This is a genomic window from Micromonospora sediminicola (assembly GCF_900089585.1).
Taxonomy (GTDB): domain Bacteria; phylum Actinomycetota; class Actinomycetes; order Mycobacteriales; family Micromonosporaceae; genus Micromonospora; species Micromonospora sediminicola.
In genome coordinates this window covers 26,974-44,570 of the sequence record NZ_FLRH01000001.1, presented here as the reverse complement: position 1 = coordinate 44,570, position 17,597 = coordinate 26,974, and the positions used below count along the sequence as shown (strand labels likewise).

Here is a 17,597-nt window from a genome sequence, read left to right as displayed (position 1 = left end):
GGCTGGTTGCCGGGGGCTGGTTGCCGGGGGCTGCGGGCTGGCGCATGACGTCTCCTGGTTGTGGATGGGCAGCGGGCGGGCGGGGGCGATCGCGTCGGCGTGGCTGGCCACGACCGCGGCGTACTGGTCCTGAGCGGCGTCCATGTCGGTGGCGGCGGCGGCCAGCTCGCGGGCGTCGCGGGCGCGGTCGAGTGCGGTCAGCGCCAGCGCGACGGCGGCCACGCCGAGCAGCGTTCCGCCGATCAGCGGCGGGCCGCCGGCGTTGGCGGCGAGGTGCCCGGCGGTGGCCACGGTGCCGAGCAGACCGCTGCCGCCGGCCACGGCCGGCCACCGGCGCCGGCCGGTGTGGGCGCGGTGGCGGCGGCGGGCGGCGGCGCGGATGGCGTGCTCGGCGGCGCGCATCCGTGCCCCGTCGAGCTGCCAGGCGATCAGCTCCACCGACAGTTCGTCGATGCGCTGCTGGTGGGTCAGGGCGTAGAGGGTGTCCGCCGGCTGCGCGTCGCGCTGGCGGGTGAGGCGGCGGATCTCGGACTCGAGTTCGGCGGGGCGGGCAGACATGGCGGGCGTTCTCCTTTACGGACGGTGACCTAACAGTCGGGTTCATAACAGCGGTGGGGGAGGGGGTCGGATCCTGCATAGGGCCCCCTCACCCGGGGGGAGGGCGCCCGGGTTATGAAGGGTTATGAGTTACTGGCCGTGACCGTCGTGGTCGTGGTGGTGGCGGCCTCGGGCGGCAGGTACTGCCCGGTCGCCTCCCGCTTGTCGGCGGTCTGCGGCCGCACCACCCGGCCCTGCTGGCCGAGCTGGGTCAGCGCGTTGGCGACCAACTGCGGGGTGACGGTGGTGTCGCCGGCGTCCTGGAGCGCTGCGAGGATGTCGCGCGGTCCGGCCGGGGCGGTGGTGGTGCGCCAGATGTGGCGCACCGCGGCCTCGACCCGGTCGGCGCGGGTGCGATAACCGGCCAGCGGCGTCGGCTCCACCGGCTCGGCGGCCGGCATCTCGCCTGCGGCCGGCGCCGGGGCGGCGGGAATGACGGCGGGCTTGCCGCCGAGCTTGCGGAAGATGCTGGCGACGGCGGAGGCCATCGCCTGCTCGCCGTCGCGCTCGGGCGCGGCGGTCTGCGTCTTCTTGCCGCGGGCGCGGGCATTGCGAAGGTCGGCCAGGTAGTCGTCGGTGACGAGCTGGTGCCGGGCGGCGTAGACGGGGCCGGCGGCCTGCGCCGATCCGGGGTCAAGGTCGCGCTGGTGGTGCCTGCGGTTCCAGGAGATCTCGTCGACGCGCGGGCCGTCGTGCAGCACCGGCTTGGACGGGTCGCAGGTCTGGACGTACTCGATCTTCGCGCGGACCGGCTCGCCGTCGCCGAGGCGGGCGTAGCACTCGCCGCGGTGGCGCAGCGGGGGCAGCTTGTAGTTGCCGGTGACTCGGCCGGCCTCCTGCTCGTCACCGGACATGAGCATGATCTCCCGGGCGATGTTCGCGCTGGCGTCGCCGCCGTTGTCGCCGAACGCGTGGTGCACACCGCGCTGCGTGGCCACGACCAGGTAGATCCCGGCGGAGGCGACCGCCTGGGTGCACGCGGCGTACATGTCGCCGGCGGTGACCTCCGCCCCGTCGTACTTGACCTTGTTCTTGGTGTTCAGCGCGAAGCTGCCTTCGTCGATGTAGACCATGATCTTCTTGAAGTTGTGGCGGGCGGAGAACGGCTGGTCCTGGCGCCAGCGGGCGACCTCCATCACGGCGATGAGCATCTGCAGCACGCCCTCGGCGTCGGCGCGGACCCAGTCCAGCGGCGGCCGCACGTCGGTGCCGAGGTAGGGCTCCAGCCACTGCCCGACCAGGTCGTACAACTTGCGGGTGCCGGCGACCCAGATCAGCGCGTCTTCGCAGCGGGTCACGTCAGCCCACTCGCGGTGGATGTAGGCGGACTTGCCGCCGGTCGACGCGCCGAGGATCCAGGCGTGCCGGGCGACGTCGACGCCGATCGGCATCCCGTCCATGCCCCACAGCGCGTAGGAAGGCTCGGCGAGGCGCCGCCAGATCGGCCGGCCGGTAGGGTCGACCAGCTCGTCGACGCGCTCGCGGTAGGGGCGGATCCGCTTCATGACGTCTTCGGTGTTGGCCTGGATCGTGTAGACGCCGACCCGGCCGGGGTCTTCGCTGATGCTCACCCAGTCGGGGGCGATGTCGCGGCGGGTGATGTCGCGCAGGGCCAGGGCGATGCGCCGGGCGTGGTGGTCGTCGAGCTGCGGGGCGGTCTCCGTCTTGACCTTGCCGTTGACGATGCGGCGCAGCTCGATCGGCGCCCACGCCTCGACCCGCGCGCCGAACGGCCGGTCGGCCGGGCCGACCATCTGCGGGTTGGAGATGCGCAGCCATTCCAGCCCGGCCTTGTGCACGGCCAGGCGCAGCAGCCACGCCAGGTGCGGTTCCCCGTCACGGGGGCCGCTCAGGTCGCCGGCGGTCAGCGCGAGCGGCGCGTGCGCGCCGGCGGTCAGCGCGGCCGCGGCCGGCGACGGCGCCGCCGGCGGCGCGTACCGCAGGAGGTACTCGTGGGTGCGGGCCAGCACCCAGGTGCTGCCGCCCAACGCGGGCAGGATCAGCGCCCACACAGGCCACAGGTCCGGCACCGTCACCGCGAGGGTCGACCAGCCGGCGTAGACGGTCACCGCCGCCACCAGCCAGCCCACCACCCTCGCCTTCGACGCCGAGCTGAGGCGGGCGAACATCGGCGAGATGCGCACCAGCAGCCGGGCACCGAACGCGGCCGCGGCCGCCAGCAGCGCCGTGGCCAGCCCTGCGATCCACACCGGCGAGCCGGTGACCAGCCACACCGCCACCCACACCGCGCTGATGAACGGCGCGACCACGGCCCAGAACGTCTTCCACTGAATGCCCACCGCTGCTCGCCGCTTCGTCACGACGTCCTCCCTCGTTCTTGTGCCTGGTCGTGCGGGGTGTGGGTGCGGGGGCCGCACCAGGTGCGGCGCGGCCCCCGCGCGGGTTGAACAGGTCAGCCGATGGCGCGGGCCTGGGCCTCGTACTCCTCGGCCTGCGCCTCGTAGTAGCGGGCCGCGAGGATCTCCCGCGCCGCCTCCGCCTCGGCGTCCCGCGCCGACACCGCGTGCTCGTGGGCCACGTTGGCGTCGCGGATCGTGCGGGCGGCCTGCTTGTGGTTCTCCGCGCTCTCCTGGTTGTTGCGGGCGTCACGGCGGTACTGGTCCGCCGCGTCCCGGCACGCCCGCGCCCGGGCCGCCAGGGTCTGCGCCTTCTCGACCTGCTCGGCGTAGCGGTTCGCCACGCGCATCGCGTCCTGGTCGATGTCGCTCGTCGTGGTGCTCATTTCCGGTCCTCCAAGGTGGTTGGAAACAGGGGCCTGGTGCTGGTGGTGCGGGGTGGTGCGCAGCGGGGTCGGTGCCGTCCGGTCCCACCGCTCGCTGCCAGCGGTGGAGCCGGGGTCAAAGAACGGCCCGGCACGCCGGGCCGAGCCCGTCGTCGGCCCGGCCGAGCCGGTCGACGAGCTGCCCGGCCGGCCGGGCGTCGGGCTGGTGATGTCGTCCAGGTCGACGTCGATGACCGTCTCCGCGCGGTGGCCTCCCGGCGTCGGCCGCGTGTGACCGGTCTTCGTCTTCGCGGGCCCATCCGCGCCGGCCGCCTTGCCGTCGGTCGTTTTGGCGTCCGTGGCCTTGGTCTTCTTCGCCGCCCGGGCCAGCCCGAGCAGCCCCAGCAGCGCTGCCCCGCCCACCGTCTTGGCCTTACGGCCCGCGGTGTTGTTGGTCGGCTTCGCGCCGCCGTTGCCGGCCGGCTTTCCGCCGCCGCCGGGGGTCTTGCCGCTGGTCGGGGCCTTGCCGCCCCCGCCCGGGGTCTTCCCGCCGCCGGGGGTCTTGTTGCGGCCGAACGGCCACCGCCCGCCCCCGGACCTGTCGCGGGTCTTCTTCGCGCCGTCGCCGGTCGGCTTCCCACCGGCGGGAGCCTTGCCGCCGGCCGGGGTCTTCCCGCCGCCGCCGGGGGTCTTGTTGCGGCCGAACGGCCACCACCCGCCCCCGGCCTTCTTCCGCCCGGCACCGTCGCCGGTCGGCCTCCCACCGCCGCCGGGGGTCTTGCCGCCGCCACCAGGGGTTTTCCCCCCGCCGCCGGTGGTCTTGCTGCGGCCGAACGGCCACCAACTGCCGGACTTGTCGCCGTTCTTGCCACGCCCGGCGGGGGACTTGCTGCCGCCGTTGGTGGACCTCCCGCCGGTCCGGTCGGTGCGGCCGACGCGGTCGCGGCCGAAGCGGTCCCGGCCGGTCTTGTCCCGGCGGGTGAACTTGCGCCAGGCCAGCCACCCGGCGCCGGCCAGCACCGCGACCACGATCAGCCCGGCACCCAGCAGCAGCGCCATCAGCGGCGACACCATCCACATCGCCACCACCACGGCGGCGACGACCGAGATAACCACCAACGCCACCACCAGGCCCACCGACGCCGGCGTCGTCTCCGCCAGCTCCTGCGGCGTGGCCTTGTCGTCCTTGCCCTGCTCCGCCGGCGGCTGCTCGGCCGCCAGCACCGACAGGTCCGGCGCCGGCATCTCGACCGTCTCGGCCTCGGGCGTCGGGGCCGTCGTCTCCGTCTGCATCGTGCGTTCCTCCCTTCGTTTTGGCTGCTCACGCCCCACAGTTATGAGCTGTTATGAGGCGGGGCTGCCCTTGGCGGCGGCGACGGCGGTCAGCACCGTGCGGACGGTCCGCTCGGAGGTGCCGACCTTCGGGGCGAGGTCCTTCTGGGTGGCGTCGGGGTGGTCCTTGCGGGCCTGCAGCACCGCGCGGACGGTCTCGGGGCTGACCCGGTCGACGTGCGGGACCGGCTTGCCCTCGAACAGCACCGGCTCGGCCGGCTTGCTCGATCCGGCCGGGGTGCGGCGGGGCCGGCGGCCGGCGTCGGCGGCGGCCTGGGCCAGCGCGGCGCGCAGGTCGGCGGCGTCCTGCTTGGCGGCCTCGGCCAGGGCCTCCGCGCGGTGGCGGGCGTGCTGCTGCTCGCTCAGCTCGCGGCGGGCCTGTCCCAGCGCCGTCTCAGCGGTCTGGAGCCGGCGCTGCCACTCGGCGCCGGCGGCGTCGAGCTGCCCCTGCGTGCGCGAGGCGCGTCCGGTCTCGGCGCGGGCCTCGGCGCGCGCTGCTTCCGCTTCCGCCAGCGCACGCTCCAGCGCGGTGCGTGCTTCCGCTTCCGCCCGACGGGCGAGCGCGGCGGCGTGTGCTTCCGCTTCCGCCCGGCGCGTGGCGGTCGCTGCTTCCGCTTCCGCTCGCGCCCGGTGAGTTGCTTCCGCTTCCGCCCGCTCGATCGCCGCGCGTGCTTCCGCTTCCGCTTCCGCCCGACGCACCGTTGCCGCTTCCGCCCGCGCGTCGGCGGCGTCGGCGCGTGCTTCCGCTTCCGCCAGTGCCCGTCGGGCCTCGGCGGCGTCGGCGCGGGCCGCCTCGGCTTCCGCCCGTCCGGGCGAGGGCAGCGCCAGCAGCGGCGCCGGGGTGCCCGTGGCCGCGAGCCGGGCCAGGGCCGCCAGGGCGGCGCCGGAGTCCTTGCCGGTGGCCTTGCGCAGCGCCTTCCGGGCACCGGCGGCGACCTCGGCCACCACCTTCTGCTGCCGCTCACGCTCCGCCTCGATCGCGGCCTGGCGGTGCTGCTCGGCCCGCCGGGCCTCGGCCCGGGCGATCAGCGCGGCCGCGCCGGGGGAGAGCCGGTCGCGCACGTCGGTCTTCCACGCCTCGCGGGTCTGCCGCGGGTAGGTCAGCCAGCGCCGCCACCCGAACCGCTCCGGCGGCTCCGGGATCATGCCCTTGGCGCGCAGCGCGGGGCGGTGCTTCGCTCCGGAGCGGACCTCGTAGACGATGATCCCCAGCGCGGACAGCGCGGACAGGCCGATCGCCTTGACCGGGTCGGCGTGGTGCCCGATCGCGTTGATGGACACCGCGGCCGCCGTGCAGATCCAGATCAGCGCCCGGGCCACCATCGCCCGCTCGCCGTTGAGTCGCTGGTGCTGCGCGGTCAGCGCCATCGCCAGCCCGGTGCCCTCGATGGCCACCGCGGCGATCACCCCGATCGGGGTGGGCAGGTTGTTGGCCCGGGCCGCGTCGACCTGCCCGTACACCGCCCCGGACACGGCCAGGCCGTAGATCAGCCCGGAGTAGACCGCCGCGGCGTTGTCGCGCACGTAGGCGACCCGGCCGGCGTACCAGCCGGCCAGCTCTGCCCGGCGGGCCTGCCGGCGGGCCTTGCGGTCGGCCCGCTCGTTCTCCTGCTGCTTGCGGCGCCGCTCGGCCCGTGCGTCGCGGTTGGCGTCCTTCTGCGCCGCCAGTCGAAGCTGCTCCGCCTTCGCCCGCAGTTGCCGCTCGCTAGCGGCGTCCTCCGATGCGATTCGCGTCTGCACAGCCAGGCGCTCCCGCTCGGCCGCGGCCAGGTTGCGGGCCACCTTGGCGTCGGTCGCGGCGAGCTGGGTCAGGTCCGTTCCGTGCTGCAACGTCGTCACGACGACACCTCCAGGGTTCGCGCCGGCGTCGGGATCCGCTCGTCGTCGATCAGGGTCCGGCCGGTGCCGAGCACTCCCGGCGCTCCGTCCCTCGCGCACGACTGGTGGCCGCAGGTCCGCGCCCGGTCGGCACCTGGCTGGCACCGCCCGGCCAACGACCGCGCGGTCGGCCCGCCGGCCCGCCACGGATCCGCGGCGACGCGTGCCACCAGTCGTGCGCGGAGGACGAGATCGCCCGGGAGCTGCTCGGCACCGGCCGGACCCTGATCGACGACGAGCGGATCCCGACGCCGGCGCGAACCCTGGAGGTGTCGTCGTGACGACGTTGCAGCACGGAACGGACCTGACCCAGCTCGCCGCGACCGACGCCAAGGTGGCCCGCAACCTGGCCGCGGCCGAGCGGGAGCGCCTGGCTGTGCAGACGCGAATCGCATCGGAGGACGCCGCTAGCGAGCGGCAACTGCGGGCGAAGGCGGAGCAGCTTCGACTGGCGGCGCAGAAGGACGCCAACCGCGACGCACGGGCCGAGCGGCGCCGCAAGCAGCAGGAGAACGAGCGGGCCGACCGCAAGGCCCGCCGGCAGGCCCGCCGGGCAGAGCTGGCCGGCTGGTACGCCGGCCGGGTCGCCTACGTGCGCGACAACGCCGCGGCGGTCTACTCCGGGCTGATCTACGGCCTGGCCGTGTCCGGGGCGGTGTACGGGCAGGTCGACGCGGCCCGGGCCAACAACCTGCCCACCCCGATCGGGGTGATCGCCGCGGTGGCCATCGAGGGCACCGGGCTGGCGATGGCGCTGACCGCGCAGCACCAGCGACTCAACGGCGAGCGGGCGATGGTGGCCCGGGCGCTGATCTGGATCTGCACGGCGGCCGCGGTGTCCATCAACGCGATCGGGCACCACGCCGACCCGGTCAAGGCGATCGGCCTGTCCGCGCTGTCCGCGCTGGGGATCATCGTCTACGAGGTCCGCTCCGGAGCGAAGCACCGCCCCGCGCTGCGCGCCAAGGGCATGATCCCGGAGCCGCCGGAGCGGTTCGGGTGGCGGCGCTGGCTGACCTACCCGCGGCAGACCCGCGAGGCGTGGAAGACCGACGTGCGCGACCGGCTCTCCCCCGGCGCGGCCGCGCTGATCGCCCGGGCCGAGGCCCGGCGGGCCGAGCAGCACCGCCAGGCCGCGATCGAGGCGGAGCGTGAGCGGCAGCAGAAGGTGGTGGCCGAGGTCGCCGCCGGTGCCCGGAAGGCGCTGCGCAAGGCCACCGGCAAGGACTCCGGCGCCGCCCTGGCGGCCCTGGCCCGGCTCGCGGCCACGGGCACCCCGGCGCCGCTGCTGGCGCTGCCCTCGCCCGGACGGGCGGAAGCCGAGGCGGCCCGCGCCGACGCCGCCGAGGCCCGACGGGCACTGGCGGAAGCGGAAGCACGCGCCGACGCCGCCGACGCGCGGGCGGAAGCGGCAACGGTGCGTCGGGCGGAAGCGGAAGCGGAAGCACGCGCGGCGATCGAGCGGGCGGAAGCGGAAGCAACTCACCGGGCGCGAGCGGAAGCGGAAGCAGCGACCGCCACGCGCCGGGCGGAAGCGGAAGCACACGCCGCCGCGCTCGCCCGTCGGGCGGAAGCGGAAGCACGCACCGCGCTGGAGCGTGCGCTGGCGGAAGCGGAAGCAGCGCGCGCCGAGGCCCGCGCCGAGACCGGACGCGCCTCGCGCACGCAGGGGCAGCTCGACGCCGCCGGCGCCGAGTGGCAGCGCCGGCTCCAGACCGCTGAGACGGCGCTGGGACAGGCCCGCCGCGAGCTGAGCGAGCAGCAGCACGCCCGCCACCGCGCGGAGGCCCTGGCCGAGGCCGCCAAGCAGGACGCCGCCGACCTGCGCGCCGCGCTGGCCCAGGCCGCCGCCGACGCCGGCCGCCGGCCCCGCCGCACCCCGGCCGGATCGAGCAAGCCGGCCGAGCCGGTGCTGTTCGAGGGCAAGCCGGTCCCGCACGTCGACCGGGTCAGCCCCGAGACCGTCCGCGCGGTGCTGCAGGCCCGCAAGGACCACCCCGACGCCACCCAGAAGGACCTCGCCCCGAAGGTCGGCACCTCCGAGCGGACCGTCCGCACGGTGCTGACCGCCGTCGCCGCCGCCAAGGGCAGCCCCGCCTCATAACAGCTCATAACTGTGGGGCGTGAGCAGCCAAAACGAAGGGAGGAACGCACGATGCAGACGGAGACGACGGCCCCGACGCCCGAGGCCGAGACGGTCGAGATGCCGGCGCCGGACCTGTCGGTGCTGGCGGCCGAGCAGCCGCCGGCGGAGCAGGGCAAGGACGACAAGGCCACGCCGCAGGAGCTGGCGGAGACGACGCCGGCGTCGGTGGGCCTGGTGGTGGCGTTGGTGGTTATCTCGGTCGTCGCCGCCGTGGTGGTGGCGATGTGGATGGTGTCGCCGCTGATGGCGCTGCTGCTGGGTGCCGGGCTGATCGTGGTCGCGGTGCTGGCCGGCGCCGGGTGGCTGGCCTGGCGCAAGTTCACCCGCCGGGACAAGACCGGCCGGGACCGCTTCGGCCGCGACCGCGTCGGCCGCACCGACCGGACCGGCGGGAGGTCCACCAACGGCGGCAGCAAGTCCCCCGCCGGGCGTGGCAAGAACGGCGACAAGTCCGGCAGTTGGTGGCCGTTCGGCCGCAGCAAGACCACCGGCGGCGGGGGGAAAACCCCTGGTGGCGGCGGCAAGACCCCCGGCGGCGGTGGGAGGCCGACCGGCGACGGTGCCGGGCGGAAGAAGGCCGGGGGCGGGTGGTGGCCGTTCGGCCGCAACAAGACCCCCGGCGGCGGCGGGAAGACCCCGGCCGGCGGCAAGGCTCCCGCCGGTGGGAAGCCGACCGGCGACGGCGCGAAGAAGACCCGCGACAGGTCCGGGGGCGGGCGGTGGCCGTTCGGCCGCAACAAGACCCCCGGCGGCGGGAAGACCCCGGGCGGGGGCGGCAAGGCCCCGACCAGCGGCAAGACCCCCGGCGGCGGCGGAAAGCCGGCCGGCAACGGCGGCGCGAAGCCGACCAACAACACCGCGGGCCGTAAGGCCAAGACGGTGGGCGGGGCAGCGCTGCTGGGGCTGCTCGGGCTGGCCCGGGCGGCGAAGAAGACCAAGGCCACGGACGCCAAAACGACCGACGGCAAGGCGGCCGGCGCGGATGGGCCCGCGAAGACGAAGACCGGTCACACGCGGCCGACGCCGGGAGGCCACCGCGCGGAGACGGTCATCGACGTCGACCTGGACGACATCACCAGCCCGACGCCCGGCCGGCCGGGCAGCTCGTCGACCGGCTCGGCCGGGCCGACGACGGGCTCGGCCCGGCGTGCCGGGCCGTTCTTTGACCCCGGCTCCACCGCTGGCAGCGAGCGGTGGGACCGGACGGCACCGACCCCGCTGCGCACCACCCCGCACCACCAGCACCAGGCCCCTGTTTCCAACCACCTTGGAGGACCGGAAATGAGCACCACGACGAGCGACATCGACCAGGACGCGATGCGCGTGGCGAACCGCTACGCCGAGCAGGTCGAGAAGGCGCAGACCCTGGCGGCCCGGGCGCGGGCGTGCCGGGACGCGGCGGACCAGTACCGCCGTGACGCCCGCAACAACCAGGAGAGCGCGGAGAACCACAAGCAGGCCGCCCGCACGATCCGCGACGCCAACGTGGGAGGCGCGACGCGGCGGCGGCTCGGCCCGCCCTACGCGTGCCGGGGCCTGACCTGTTCAACGCACCGGGGAGGACGTCGTAGCAGCCCCGGCGCCCGCCTCAGCTCGGCGTCTGTGTGGTGGCGCGGCGGTGCGGTGTCGACCCGCGTGACGGACGGCACGGGGCGGACGCCCAGGGCTGCGAGCGCTCCACCGCGCGCCACCGGCACCGGAGCGACCGAAGGCCCCGTGGGTGCGGCCGGTTTCCAACGGTGCGCCGCATCCCTTCCCCGGTGACGGTGCCCGGCCAATGTGACGACGAGCTGACACTGCTCGACGCAGACAGCGATGTGCGTGGCGACGAGTACCTCACGCTGCGGCTAGCCGGCGCCGCCGGCGGCGCGCACGGCCGTGCCGCCGGCGCGCGGCGTCGCGCGGCGGGTGACCGGGACGGCGGCCCGGACCAGCGTACCCGCCCGGGTGGGCAATGACGCGCGTCGTGGCCCGGCCGTCCGGTGTGCACCGCGCAGGAGAGCGTGCGGCCGAGCAACCCACACGCACGCGAGGACGCGCCCGCCAGCGATCCGCCGCGAACCGCCGAACGGTGTGCGCACGAGCACCCGCCCGAAGGTGTGCGTGCGAGCGCGCCTTGAGCCGCCGAGTCTCGCCGAGGCGGCGGCGTGACCCGTGGACGGTGATCCGAGCTACGCGGGATGCGAGGCCGGACCGCCGGTACCCCATCTCGCGCGGCGCAAGCTGACGCTGCTTTCAACCCGCCGGGGGCCGCTGGCCCGCACTGGCCGAGTGCGAGCCGGCGGCAGCAGCGCAGCCGGTCGCACGAGCCACACAGCCAGCTGGCGAAGAACGAGTTGTCGCCGGCGTTAGGCCGTGGTCGCCGTCGCACCCGCGCCGACCGGGCGAGGCCGCGGCGCCACCCACCGCCGGCGCCGGCGACCGCGCCGGCGCCGAGCAGCACGCCGGCGACCTGGAGGTAGCCGTTGGCCTTCGGGTCGACGCGGGCCAGCTCGGCGCGTACGCCGGTGATAGCGGCGTCCAGCTCGCCGACCGCGCGGTCGAGCCGGACGGGCGGCGTGGGATGGGGCACCATGATGGGCAGCTCCTGTACGTCTCGCATGGGATCAGGGAGTGGCGGGCGGCCCCGGAGCTTGGGAAGGCGGAGGGGCCGCCCGCGCGGCGTTACTGGCTGGTCGAGTAGGTGGGGGAGTCCGGGCGCGGGTACGCCTCGGCCTGGCAGAAGTGGTCGTAGCCGCACCAGTCCCAGACCGCCATGCCGGGGCGCAGCGGGACGGTGCGCTCGTCCACGACGATCTGCTCGGCGGGCTCGGTCCAGTCGACGCCGGTGGCGATCGCGGCGACGGCTGCCTGGTCGACGTGGCGGGCGCACAGCCGGCGGGCGATGGCCTGGCCGCTGGGCAGGTGGGTCAGGCTGTAGTGGCCGTCCAGGCGCTGCCCGTCGTCGTCGAGAGTGACGTTGACAGCCAGGCCGGGCGCGACGGGCCAGCCGGTGACGACCCGCTGCTCGGTGCGGGGGTACTCGGGGTCGTTGTCGCTCAGGTACAGCCGCACCGGGATCGTCGGGACGGTGGCCTTGGTCGTCGGGGTGGTCGTGGTGGTCATGGCTCCTCCTCAGTGGGTGCTATCGACGGGTCGGCGGAAAAGGGAGCGCGGCGGCCGGGTCCGGTCAGGACGCGTCGCTGGTGCGGACGGTGGCGCGCTGGCGGGACTCGGTGAGGTCGGCGACCATCGCGGCGACCGCGCTGCCGGCGAGGGGGCCGGCGTAGGCGAGCAGGGACAGGGTCAGCCACACCACGGCGGTCAGCCCGGCGGCGGCCGGGCCGGTGCCGGCCGGGGCGCCGGCGTAGACGGCCGCGCCGGTCAGGACGCCGATCGCGGCCCACCCGATGCGCCCGTAGGTGGATCCGGACACCGCAGCGGCGTAGAGCGCGCAGACGGCGACCAGCCAGGCGATCCAGGCGTCGCGGCCGCTGGCCGGCAGGCCGGTGGTGTGCGCGTCGAGATAGGCGCGCACCGGGTCGGAGATCGAGCGGGTGATCGGCCCGTCGGTGATCCAGGAACCGAGGGCGGGCGCGGCGTCGCCGACCGCCGTGGCGGCCGCGCCGAGCCCGGACAGCAGCCCGGCGATGACGACCCAGAGCAGCCACAGCAGTCCGCCGGCCACGGTCAGGGCGATCAGCGCGGCCACCACAATCGGCCAGCCCTCACGCACGGCCCGCGCGGCGCGGGAGGTGCGCCACCACGCGGCCAGCCCTCGCCGGCCGGTGATGGTGGTGTCGGTGTCGAGCAGGGCCAGCCGCGGCCGGTCGGGGTCGGGGGTGGTGTGCACGGTTCTCCTTCGATCGGTTCGGTCGGGTGGGTCAGCGGCGGGCGGCGAGAAAGGCGACCAGCCACGCGCCGGCGGCGCCGGCGATCGCGGTCAGGGCCTGGCCCCAGCCGCCGGGGGCGGCGATGCCGATGAGGGCGGCGGCCGCGGCGCAGCCGTGCAGCACGTACACGGCGGTGCGGGAGCGGCGGCGGGCCAGCACGCCCTGGTGCAGGGCGGCAAGGCTGGTCGCGGCCCAGCCCGCCCACACGGCCCAGCCCCACAGGCCGTGGGCGCCGGCCCAGTCGGTGGTGGCCGGCAGCAGCAGGGCGTGCACAGCGACGACGGCGGCCAGGGCTGCCAGCAGCCAGCCGGTGTAGCCGGCGGCGAAGACCAGGCGGCGGCGGTCGGCCAGGATCGTGCCGACCGTGGTCACGCGCTCGGCCGGGGGCCAGCGATCGCAGCAACGGACGCCGGGGTCGTGCTGATGGCGTTGGACGGGCTGGTTGCCGGGGGCTGCGGGCTGGCGCATGACGTCTCCTGGTTGTGGATGGGCAGCGGGCGGGCGGGGGCGATCGCGTCGGCGTGGCTGGCCACGACCGCGGCGTACTGGTCCTGAGCGGCGTCCATGTCGGTGGCGGCGGCGGCCAGCTCGCGGGCGTCGCGGGCGCGGTCGAGTGCGGTCAGCGCCAGCGCGACGGCGGCCACGCCGAGCAGCGTTCCGCCGATCAGCGGCGGGCCGCCGGCGTTGGCGGCGAGGTGCCCGGCGGTGGCCACGGTGCCGAGCAGACCGCTGCCGCCGGCCACGGCCGGCCACCGGCGCCGGCCGGTGTGGGCGCGGTGGCGGCGGCGGGCGGCGGCGCGGATGGCGTGCTCGGCGGCGCGCATCCGTGCCCCGTCGAGCTGCCAGGCGATCAGCTCCACCGACAGTTCGTCGATGCGCTGCTGGTGGGTCAGGGCGTAGAGGGTGTCCGCCGGCTGCGCGTCGCGCTGGCGGGTGAGGCGGCGGATCTCGGACTCGAGTTCGGCGGGGCGGGCAGACATGGCGGGCGTTCTCCTTTACGGACGGTGACCTAACAGTCGGGTTCATAACAGCGGTGGGGGAGGGGGTCGGATCCTGCATAGGGCCCCCTCACCCGGGGGAGGGCGCCCGGGTTATGAAGGGTTATGAGTTACTGGCCGTGACCGTCGTGGTCGTGGTGGTGGCGGCCTCGGGCGGCAGGTACTGCCCGGTCGCCTCCCGCTTGTCGGCGGTCTGCGGCCGCACCACCCGGCCCTGCTGGCCGAGCTGGGTCAGCGCGTTGGCGACCAACTGCGGGGTGACGGTGGTGTCGCCGGCGTCCTGGAGCGCTGCGAGGATGTCGCGCGGTCCGGCCGGGGCGGTGGTGGTGCGCCAGATGTGGCGCACCGCGGCCTCGACCCGGTCGGCGCGGGTGCGATAACCGGCCAGCGGCGTCGGCTCCACCGGCTCGGCGGCCGGCATCTCGCCTGCGGCCGGCGCCGGGGCGGCGGGAATGACGGCGGGCTTGCCGCCGAGCTTGCGGAAGATGCTGGCGACGGCGGAGGCCATCGCCTGCTCGCCGTCGCGCTCGGGCGCGGCGGTCTGCGTCTTCTTGCCGCGGGCGCGGGCATTGCGAAGGTCGGCCAGGTAGTCGTCGGTGACGAGCTGGTGCCGGGCGGCGTAGACGGGGCCGGCGGCCTGCGCCGATCCGGGGTCAAGGTCGCGCTGGTGGTGCCTGCGGTTCCAGGAGATCTCGTCGACGCGCGGGCCGTCGTGCAGCACCGGCTTGGACGGGTCGCAGGTCTGGACGTACTCGATCTTCGCGCGGACCGGCTCGCCGTCGCCGAGGCGGGCGTAGCACTCGCCGCGGTGGCGCAGCGGGGGCAGCTTGTAGTTGCCGGTGACTCGGCCGGCCTCCTGCTCGTCACCGGACATGAGCATGATCTCCCGGGCGATGTTCGCGCTGGCGTCGCCGCCGTTGTCGCCGAACGCGTGGTGCACACCGCGCTGCGTGGCCACGACCAGGTAGATCCCGGCGGAGGCGACCGCCTGGGTGCACGCGGCGTACATGTCGCCGGCGGTGACCTCCGCCCCGTCGTACTTGACCTTGTTCTTGGTGTTCAGCGCGAAGCTGCCTTCGTCGATGTAGACCATGATCTTCTTGAAGTTGTGGCGGGCGGAGAACGGCTGGTCCTGGCGCCAGCGGGCGACCTCCATCACGGCGATGAGCATCTGCAGCACGCCCTCGGCGTCGGCGCGGACCCAGTCCAGCGGCGGCCGCACGTCGGTGCCGAGGTAGGGCTCCAGCCACTGCCCGACCAGGTCGTACAACTTGCGGGTGCCGGCGACCCAGATCAGCGCGTCTTCGCAGCGGGTCACGTCAGCCCACTCGCGGTGGATGTAGGCGGACTTGCCGCCGGTCGACGCGCCGAGGATCCAGGCGTGCCGGGCGACGTCGACGCCGATCGGCATCCCGTCCATGCCCCACAGCGCGTAGGAAGGCTCGGCGAGGCGCCGCCAGATCGGCCGGCCGGTAGGGTCGACCAGCTCGTCGACGCGCTCGCGGTAGGGGCGGATCCGCTTCATGACGTCTTCGGTGTTGGCCTGGATCGTGTAGACGCCGACCCGGCCGGGGTCTTCGCTGATGCTCACCCAGTCGGGGGCGATGTCGCGGCGGGTGATGTCGCGCAGGGCCAGGGCGATGCGCCGGGCGTGGTGGTCGTCGAGCTGCGGGGCGGTCTCCGTCTTGACCTTGCCGTTGACGATGCGGCGCAGCTCGATCGGCGCCCACGCCTCGACCCGCGCGCCGAACGGCCGGTCGGCCGGGCCGACCATCTGCGGGTTGGAGATGCGCAGCCATTCCAGCCCGGCCTTGTGCACGGCCAGGCGCAGCAGCCACGCCAGGTGCGGTTCCCCGTCACGGGGGCCGCTCAGGTCGCCGGCGGTCAGCGCGAGCGGCGCGTGCGCGCCGGCGGTCAGCGCGGCCGCGGCCGGCGACGGCGCCGCCGGCGGCGCGTACCGCAGGAGGTACTCGTGGGTGCGGGCCAGCACCCAGGTGCTGCCGCCCAACGCGGGCAGGATCAGCGCCCACACAGGCCACAGGTCCGGCACCGTCACCGCGAGGGTCGACCAGCCGGCGTAGACGGTCACCGCCGCCACCAGCCAGCCCACCACCCTCGCCTTCGACGCCGAGCTGAGGCGGGCGAACATCGGCGAGATGCGCACCAGCAGCCGGGCACCGAACGCGGCCGCGGCCGCCAGCAGCGCCGTGGCCAGCCCTGCGATCCACACCGGCGAGCCGGTGACCAGCCACACCGCCACCCACACCGCGCTGATGAACGGCGCGACCACGGCCCAGAACGTCTTCCACTGAATGCCCACCGCTGCTCGCCGCTTCGTCACGACGTCCTCCCTCGTTCTTGTGCCTGGTCGTGCGGGGTGTGGGTGCGGGGGCCGCACCAGGTGCGGCGCGGCCCCCGCGCGGGTTGAACAGGTCAGCCGATGGCGCGGGCCTGGGCCTCGTACTCCTCGGCCTGCGCCTCGTAGTAGCGGGCCGCGAGGATCTCCCGCGCCGCCTCCGCCTCGGCGTCCCGCGCCGACACCGCGTGCTCGTGGGCCACGTTGGCGTCGCGGATCGTGCGGGCGGCCTGCTTGTGGTTCTCCGCGCTCTCCTGGTTGTTGCGGGCGTCACGGCGGTACTGGTCCGCCGCGTCCCGGCACGCCCGCGCCCGGGCCGCCAGGGTCTGCGCCTTCTCGACCTGCTCGGCGTAGCGGTTCGCCACGCGCATCGCGTCCTGGTCGATGTCGCTCGTCGTGGTGCTCATTTCCGGTCCTCCAAGGTGGTTGGAAACAGGGGCCTGGTGCTGGTGGTGCGGGGTGGTGCGCAGCGGGGTCGGTGCCGTCCGGTCCCACCGCTCGCTGCCAGCGGTGGAGCCGGGGTCAAAGAACGGCCCGGCACGCCGGGCCGAGCCCGTCGTCGGCCCGGCCGAGCCGGTCGACGAGCTGCCCGGCCGGCCGGGCGTCGGGCTGGTGATGTCGTCCAGGTCGACGTCGATGACCGTCTCCGCGCGGTGGCCTCCCGGCGTCGGCCGCGTGTGACCGGTCTTCGTCTTCGCGGGCCCATCCGCGCCGGCCGCCTTGCCGTCGGTCGTTTTGGCGTCCGTGGCCTTGGTCTTCTTCGCCGCCCGGGCCAGCCCGAGCAGCCCCAGCAGCGCTGCCCCGCCCACCGTCTTGGCCTTACGGCCCGCGGTGTTGTTGGTCGGCTTCGCGCCGCCGTTGCCGGCCGGCTTTCCGCCGCCGCCGGGGGTCTTGCCGCTGGTCGGGGCCTTGCCGCCCCCGCCCGGGGTCTTCCCGCCGCCGGGGGTCTTGTTGCGGCCGAACGGCCACCGCCCGCCCCCGGACCTGTCGCGGGTCTTCTTCGCGCCGTCGCCGGTCGGCTTCCCACCGGCGGGAGCCTTGCCGCCGGCCGGGGTCTTCCCGCCGCCGCCGGGGGTCTTGTTGCGGCCGAACGGCCACCACCCGCCCCCGGCCTTCTTCCGCCCGGCACCGTCGCCGGTCGGCCTCCCACCGCCGCCGGGGGTCTTGCCGCCGCCACCAGGGGTTTTCCCCCCGCCGCCGGTGGTCTTGCTGCGGCCGAACGGCCACCAACTGCCGGACTTGTCGCCGTTCTTGCCACGCCCGGCGGGGGACTTGCTGCCGCCGTTGGTGGACCTCCCGCCGGTCCGGTCGGTGCGGCCGACGCGGTCGCGGCCGAAGCGGTCCCGGCCGGTCTTGTCCCGGCGGGTGAACTTGCGCCAGGCCAGCCACCCGGCGCCGGCCAGCACCGCGACCACGATCAGCCCGGCACCCAGCAGCAGCGCCATCAGCGGCGACACCATCCACATCGCCACCACCACGGCGGCGACGACCGAGATAACCACCAACGCCACCACCAGGCCCACCGACGCCGGCGTCGTCTCCGCCAGCTCCTGCGGCGTGGCCTTGTCGTCCTTGCCCTGCTCCGCCGGCGGCTGCTCGGCCGCCAGCACCGACAGGTCCGGCGCCGGCATCTCGACCGTCTCGGCCTCGGGCGTCGGGGCCGTCGTCTCCGTCTGCATCGTGCGTTCCTCCCTTC

At 75.3% G+C, this 17,597-nt stretch carries 13 protein-coding genes; 3 read left to right on the top strand and 10 right to left on the bottom strand.

All coding sequences use genetic code 11. The annotated features are described in order from the left end of the window. The 4 genes from GA0070622_RS00225 to GA0070622_RS00210 all read right to left on the bottom strand — a co-directional run. On the bottom strand, positions 1-558 hold a 558-nt coding region (locus GA0070622_RS00225), incomplete at its 3' end, for a hypothetical protein (protein ID WP_245666085.1). 122 nt (positions 559-680) lie between these two features. Next, positions 681-2,918 carry a hypothetical protein gene (locus GA0070622_RS00220; RefSeq protein ID WP_141684503.1) on the bottom strand — a complete coding sequence of 746 codons (2,238 nt, stop codon included), beginning with the start codon at positions 2,916-2,918 and terminating at the stop codon, positions 681-683. 92 nt (positions 2,919-3,010) lie between these two features. Beyond that, positions 3,011-4,612, bottom strand: a complete 1,602-nt coding sequence (locus GA0070622_RS00215; RefSeq protein ID WP_091565105.1) for a hypothetical protein — start codon at positions 4,610-4,612, stop codon at positions 3,011-3,013. 51 nt (positions 4,613-4,663) lie between these two features. After that, positions 4,664-6,490, bottom strand: coding sequence for a DUF2637 domain-containing protein (locus GA0070622_RS00210; protein ID WP_091565104.1), 1,827 nt, complete (start codon positions 6,488-6,490; stop codon positions 4,664-4,666). Positions 6,491-6,594: 104 nt separating this feature from the next. On the opposite strand from GA0070622_RS00210, the gene GA0070622_RS00205 reads away from it, so the two are divergent. Genes GA0070622_RS00205 through GA0070622_RS32290 form a run of 3 tightly spaced genes read left to right on the top strand, consistent with a single transcriptional unit; the run spans position 6,595 to position 10,439 of the window. Continuing rightward, on the top strand, positions 6,595-6,810 hold the full coding sequence (locus GA0070622_RS00205) for a hypothetical protein (RefSeq protein WP_091565114.1): 216 nt from the start codon (positions 6,595-6,597) through the stop codon (positions 6,808-6,810). Further along, complete coding sequence (locus GA0070622_RS00200) at positions 6,807-8,633, top strand: DUF2637 domain-containing protein (protein ID WP_091565104.1); 1,827 nt, start codon at positions 6,807-6,809, stop codon at positions 8,631-8,633. Before GA0070622_RS00205 ends, GA0070622_RS00200 begins: the two co-directional genes overlap by 4 nt. Before the next feature lie 51 nt (positions 8,634-8,684). Then, positions 8,685-10,439 (top strand): hypothetical protein, encoded by a 1,755-nt coding sequence (locus GA0070622_RS32290; RefSeq protein WP_091565113.1) that lies wholly within the window; start codon positions 8,685-8,687, stop codon positions 10,437-10,439. Positions 10,440-11,339: 900 nt separating this feature from the next. On the opposite strand, the gene GA0070622_RS00190 is transcribed toward GA0070622_RS32290, so the two are convergent. From GA0070622_RS00190 to GA0070622_RS00165, 6 genes are all read right to left on the bottom strand, one after another. Then, positions 11,340-11,780 (bottom strand): hypothetical protein, encoded by a 441-nt coding sequence (locus GA0070622_RS00190; RefSeq protein ID WP_091565111.1) that lies wholly within the window; start codon positions 11,778-11,780, stop codon positions 11,340-11,342. A gap of 64 nt (positions 11,781-11,844) precedes the next feature. After that, a complete protein-coding gene (locus GA0070622_RS33395; protein ID WP_281186791.1) occupies positions 11,845-12,507 on the bottom strand; it encodes a hypothetical protein in 663 nt (220 codons plus the stop codon). A gap of 31 nt (positions 12,508-12,538) precedes the next feature. Beyond that, entirely contained in the window at positions 12,539-12,919 is a 381-nt protein-coding gene (locus tag GA0070622_RS00180) for a hypothetical protein (protein ID WP_245666083.1), read from the bottom strand. Next, on the bottom strand, positions 12,916-13,527 hold the full coding sequence (locus tag GA0070622_RS00175) for a hypothetical protein (RefSeq protein ID WP_245666082.1): 612 nt from the start codon (positions 13,525-13,527) through the stop codon (positions 12,916-12,918). Before GA0070622_RS00175 ends, GA0070622_RS00180 begins: the two co-directional genes overlap by 4 nt. Positions 13,528-13,648: 121 nt before the next feature. After that, entirely contained in the window at positions 13,649-15,886 is a 2,238-nt protein-coding gene (locus tag GA0070622_RS00170; protein WP_141684503.1) for a hypothetical protein, read from the bottom strand. Positions 15,887-15,978: 92 nt separating this feature from the next. Beyond that, complete coding sequence (locus GA0070622_RS00165; RefSeq protein ID WP_091565105.1) at positions 15,979-17,580, bottom strand: hypothetical protein; 1,602 nt, start codon at positions 17,578-17,580, stop codon at positions 15,979-15,981. Between the last annotated feature and the right edge of the window lie 17 nt (positions 17,581-17,597).

Coding starts and splice junctions, on each gene's coding strand:
- GA0070622_RS00215 (WP_091565105.1), bottom strand. CDS start 4,612: ATGCAGACGGAGACGACGGCCCCGACGCCCGAGGCCGAGACGGTCGAG.
- GA0070622_RS00165 (WP_091565105.1), bottom strand. CDS start 17,580: ATGCAGACGGAGACGACGGCCCCGACGCCCGAGGCCGAGACGGTCGAG.
- GA0070622_RS00190 (WP_091565111.1), bottom strand. CDS start 11,780: ATGACCACCACGACCACCCCGACGACCAAGGCCACCGTCCCGACGATC.
- GA0070622_RS32290 (WP_091565113.1), top strand. CDS start 8,685: ATGCAGACGGAGACGACGGCCCCGACGCCCGAGGCCGAGACGGTCGAG.
- GA0070622_RS00175 (WP_245666082.1), bottom strand. CDS start 13,527: ATGTCTGCCCGCCCCGCCGAACTCGAGTCCGAGATCCGCCGCCTCACC.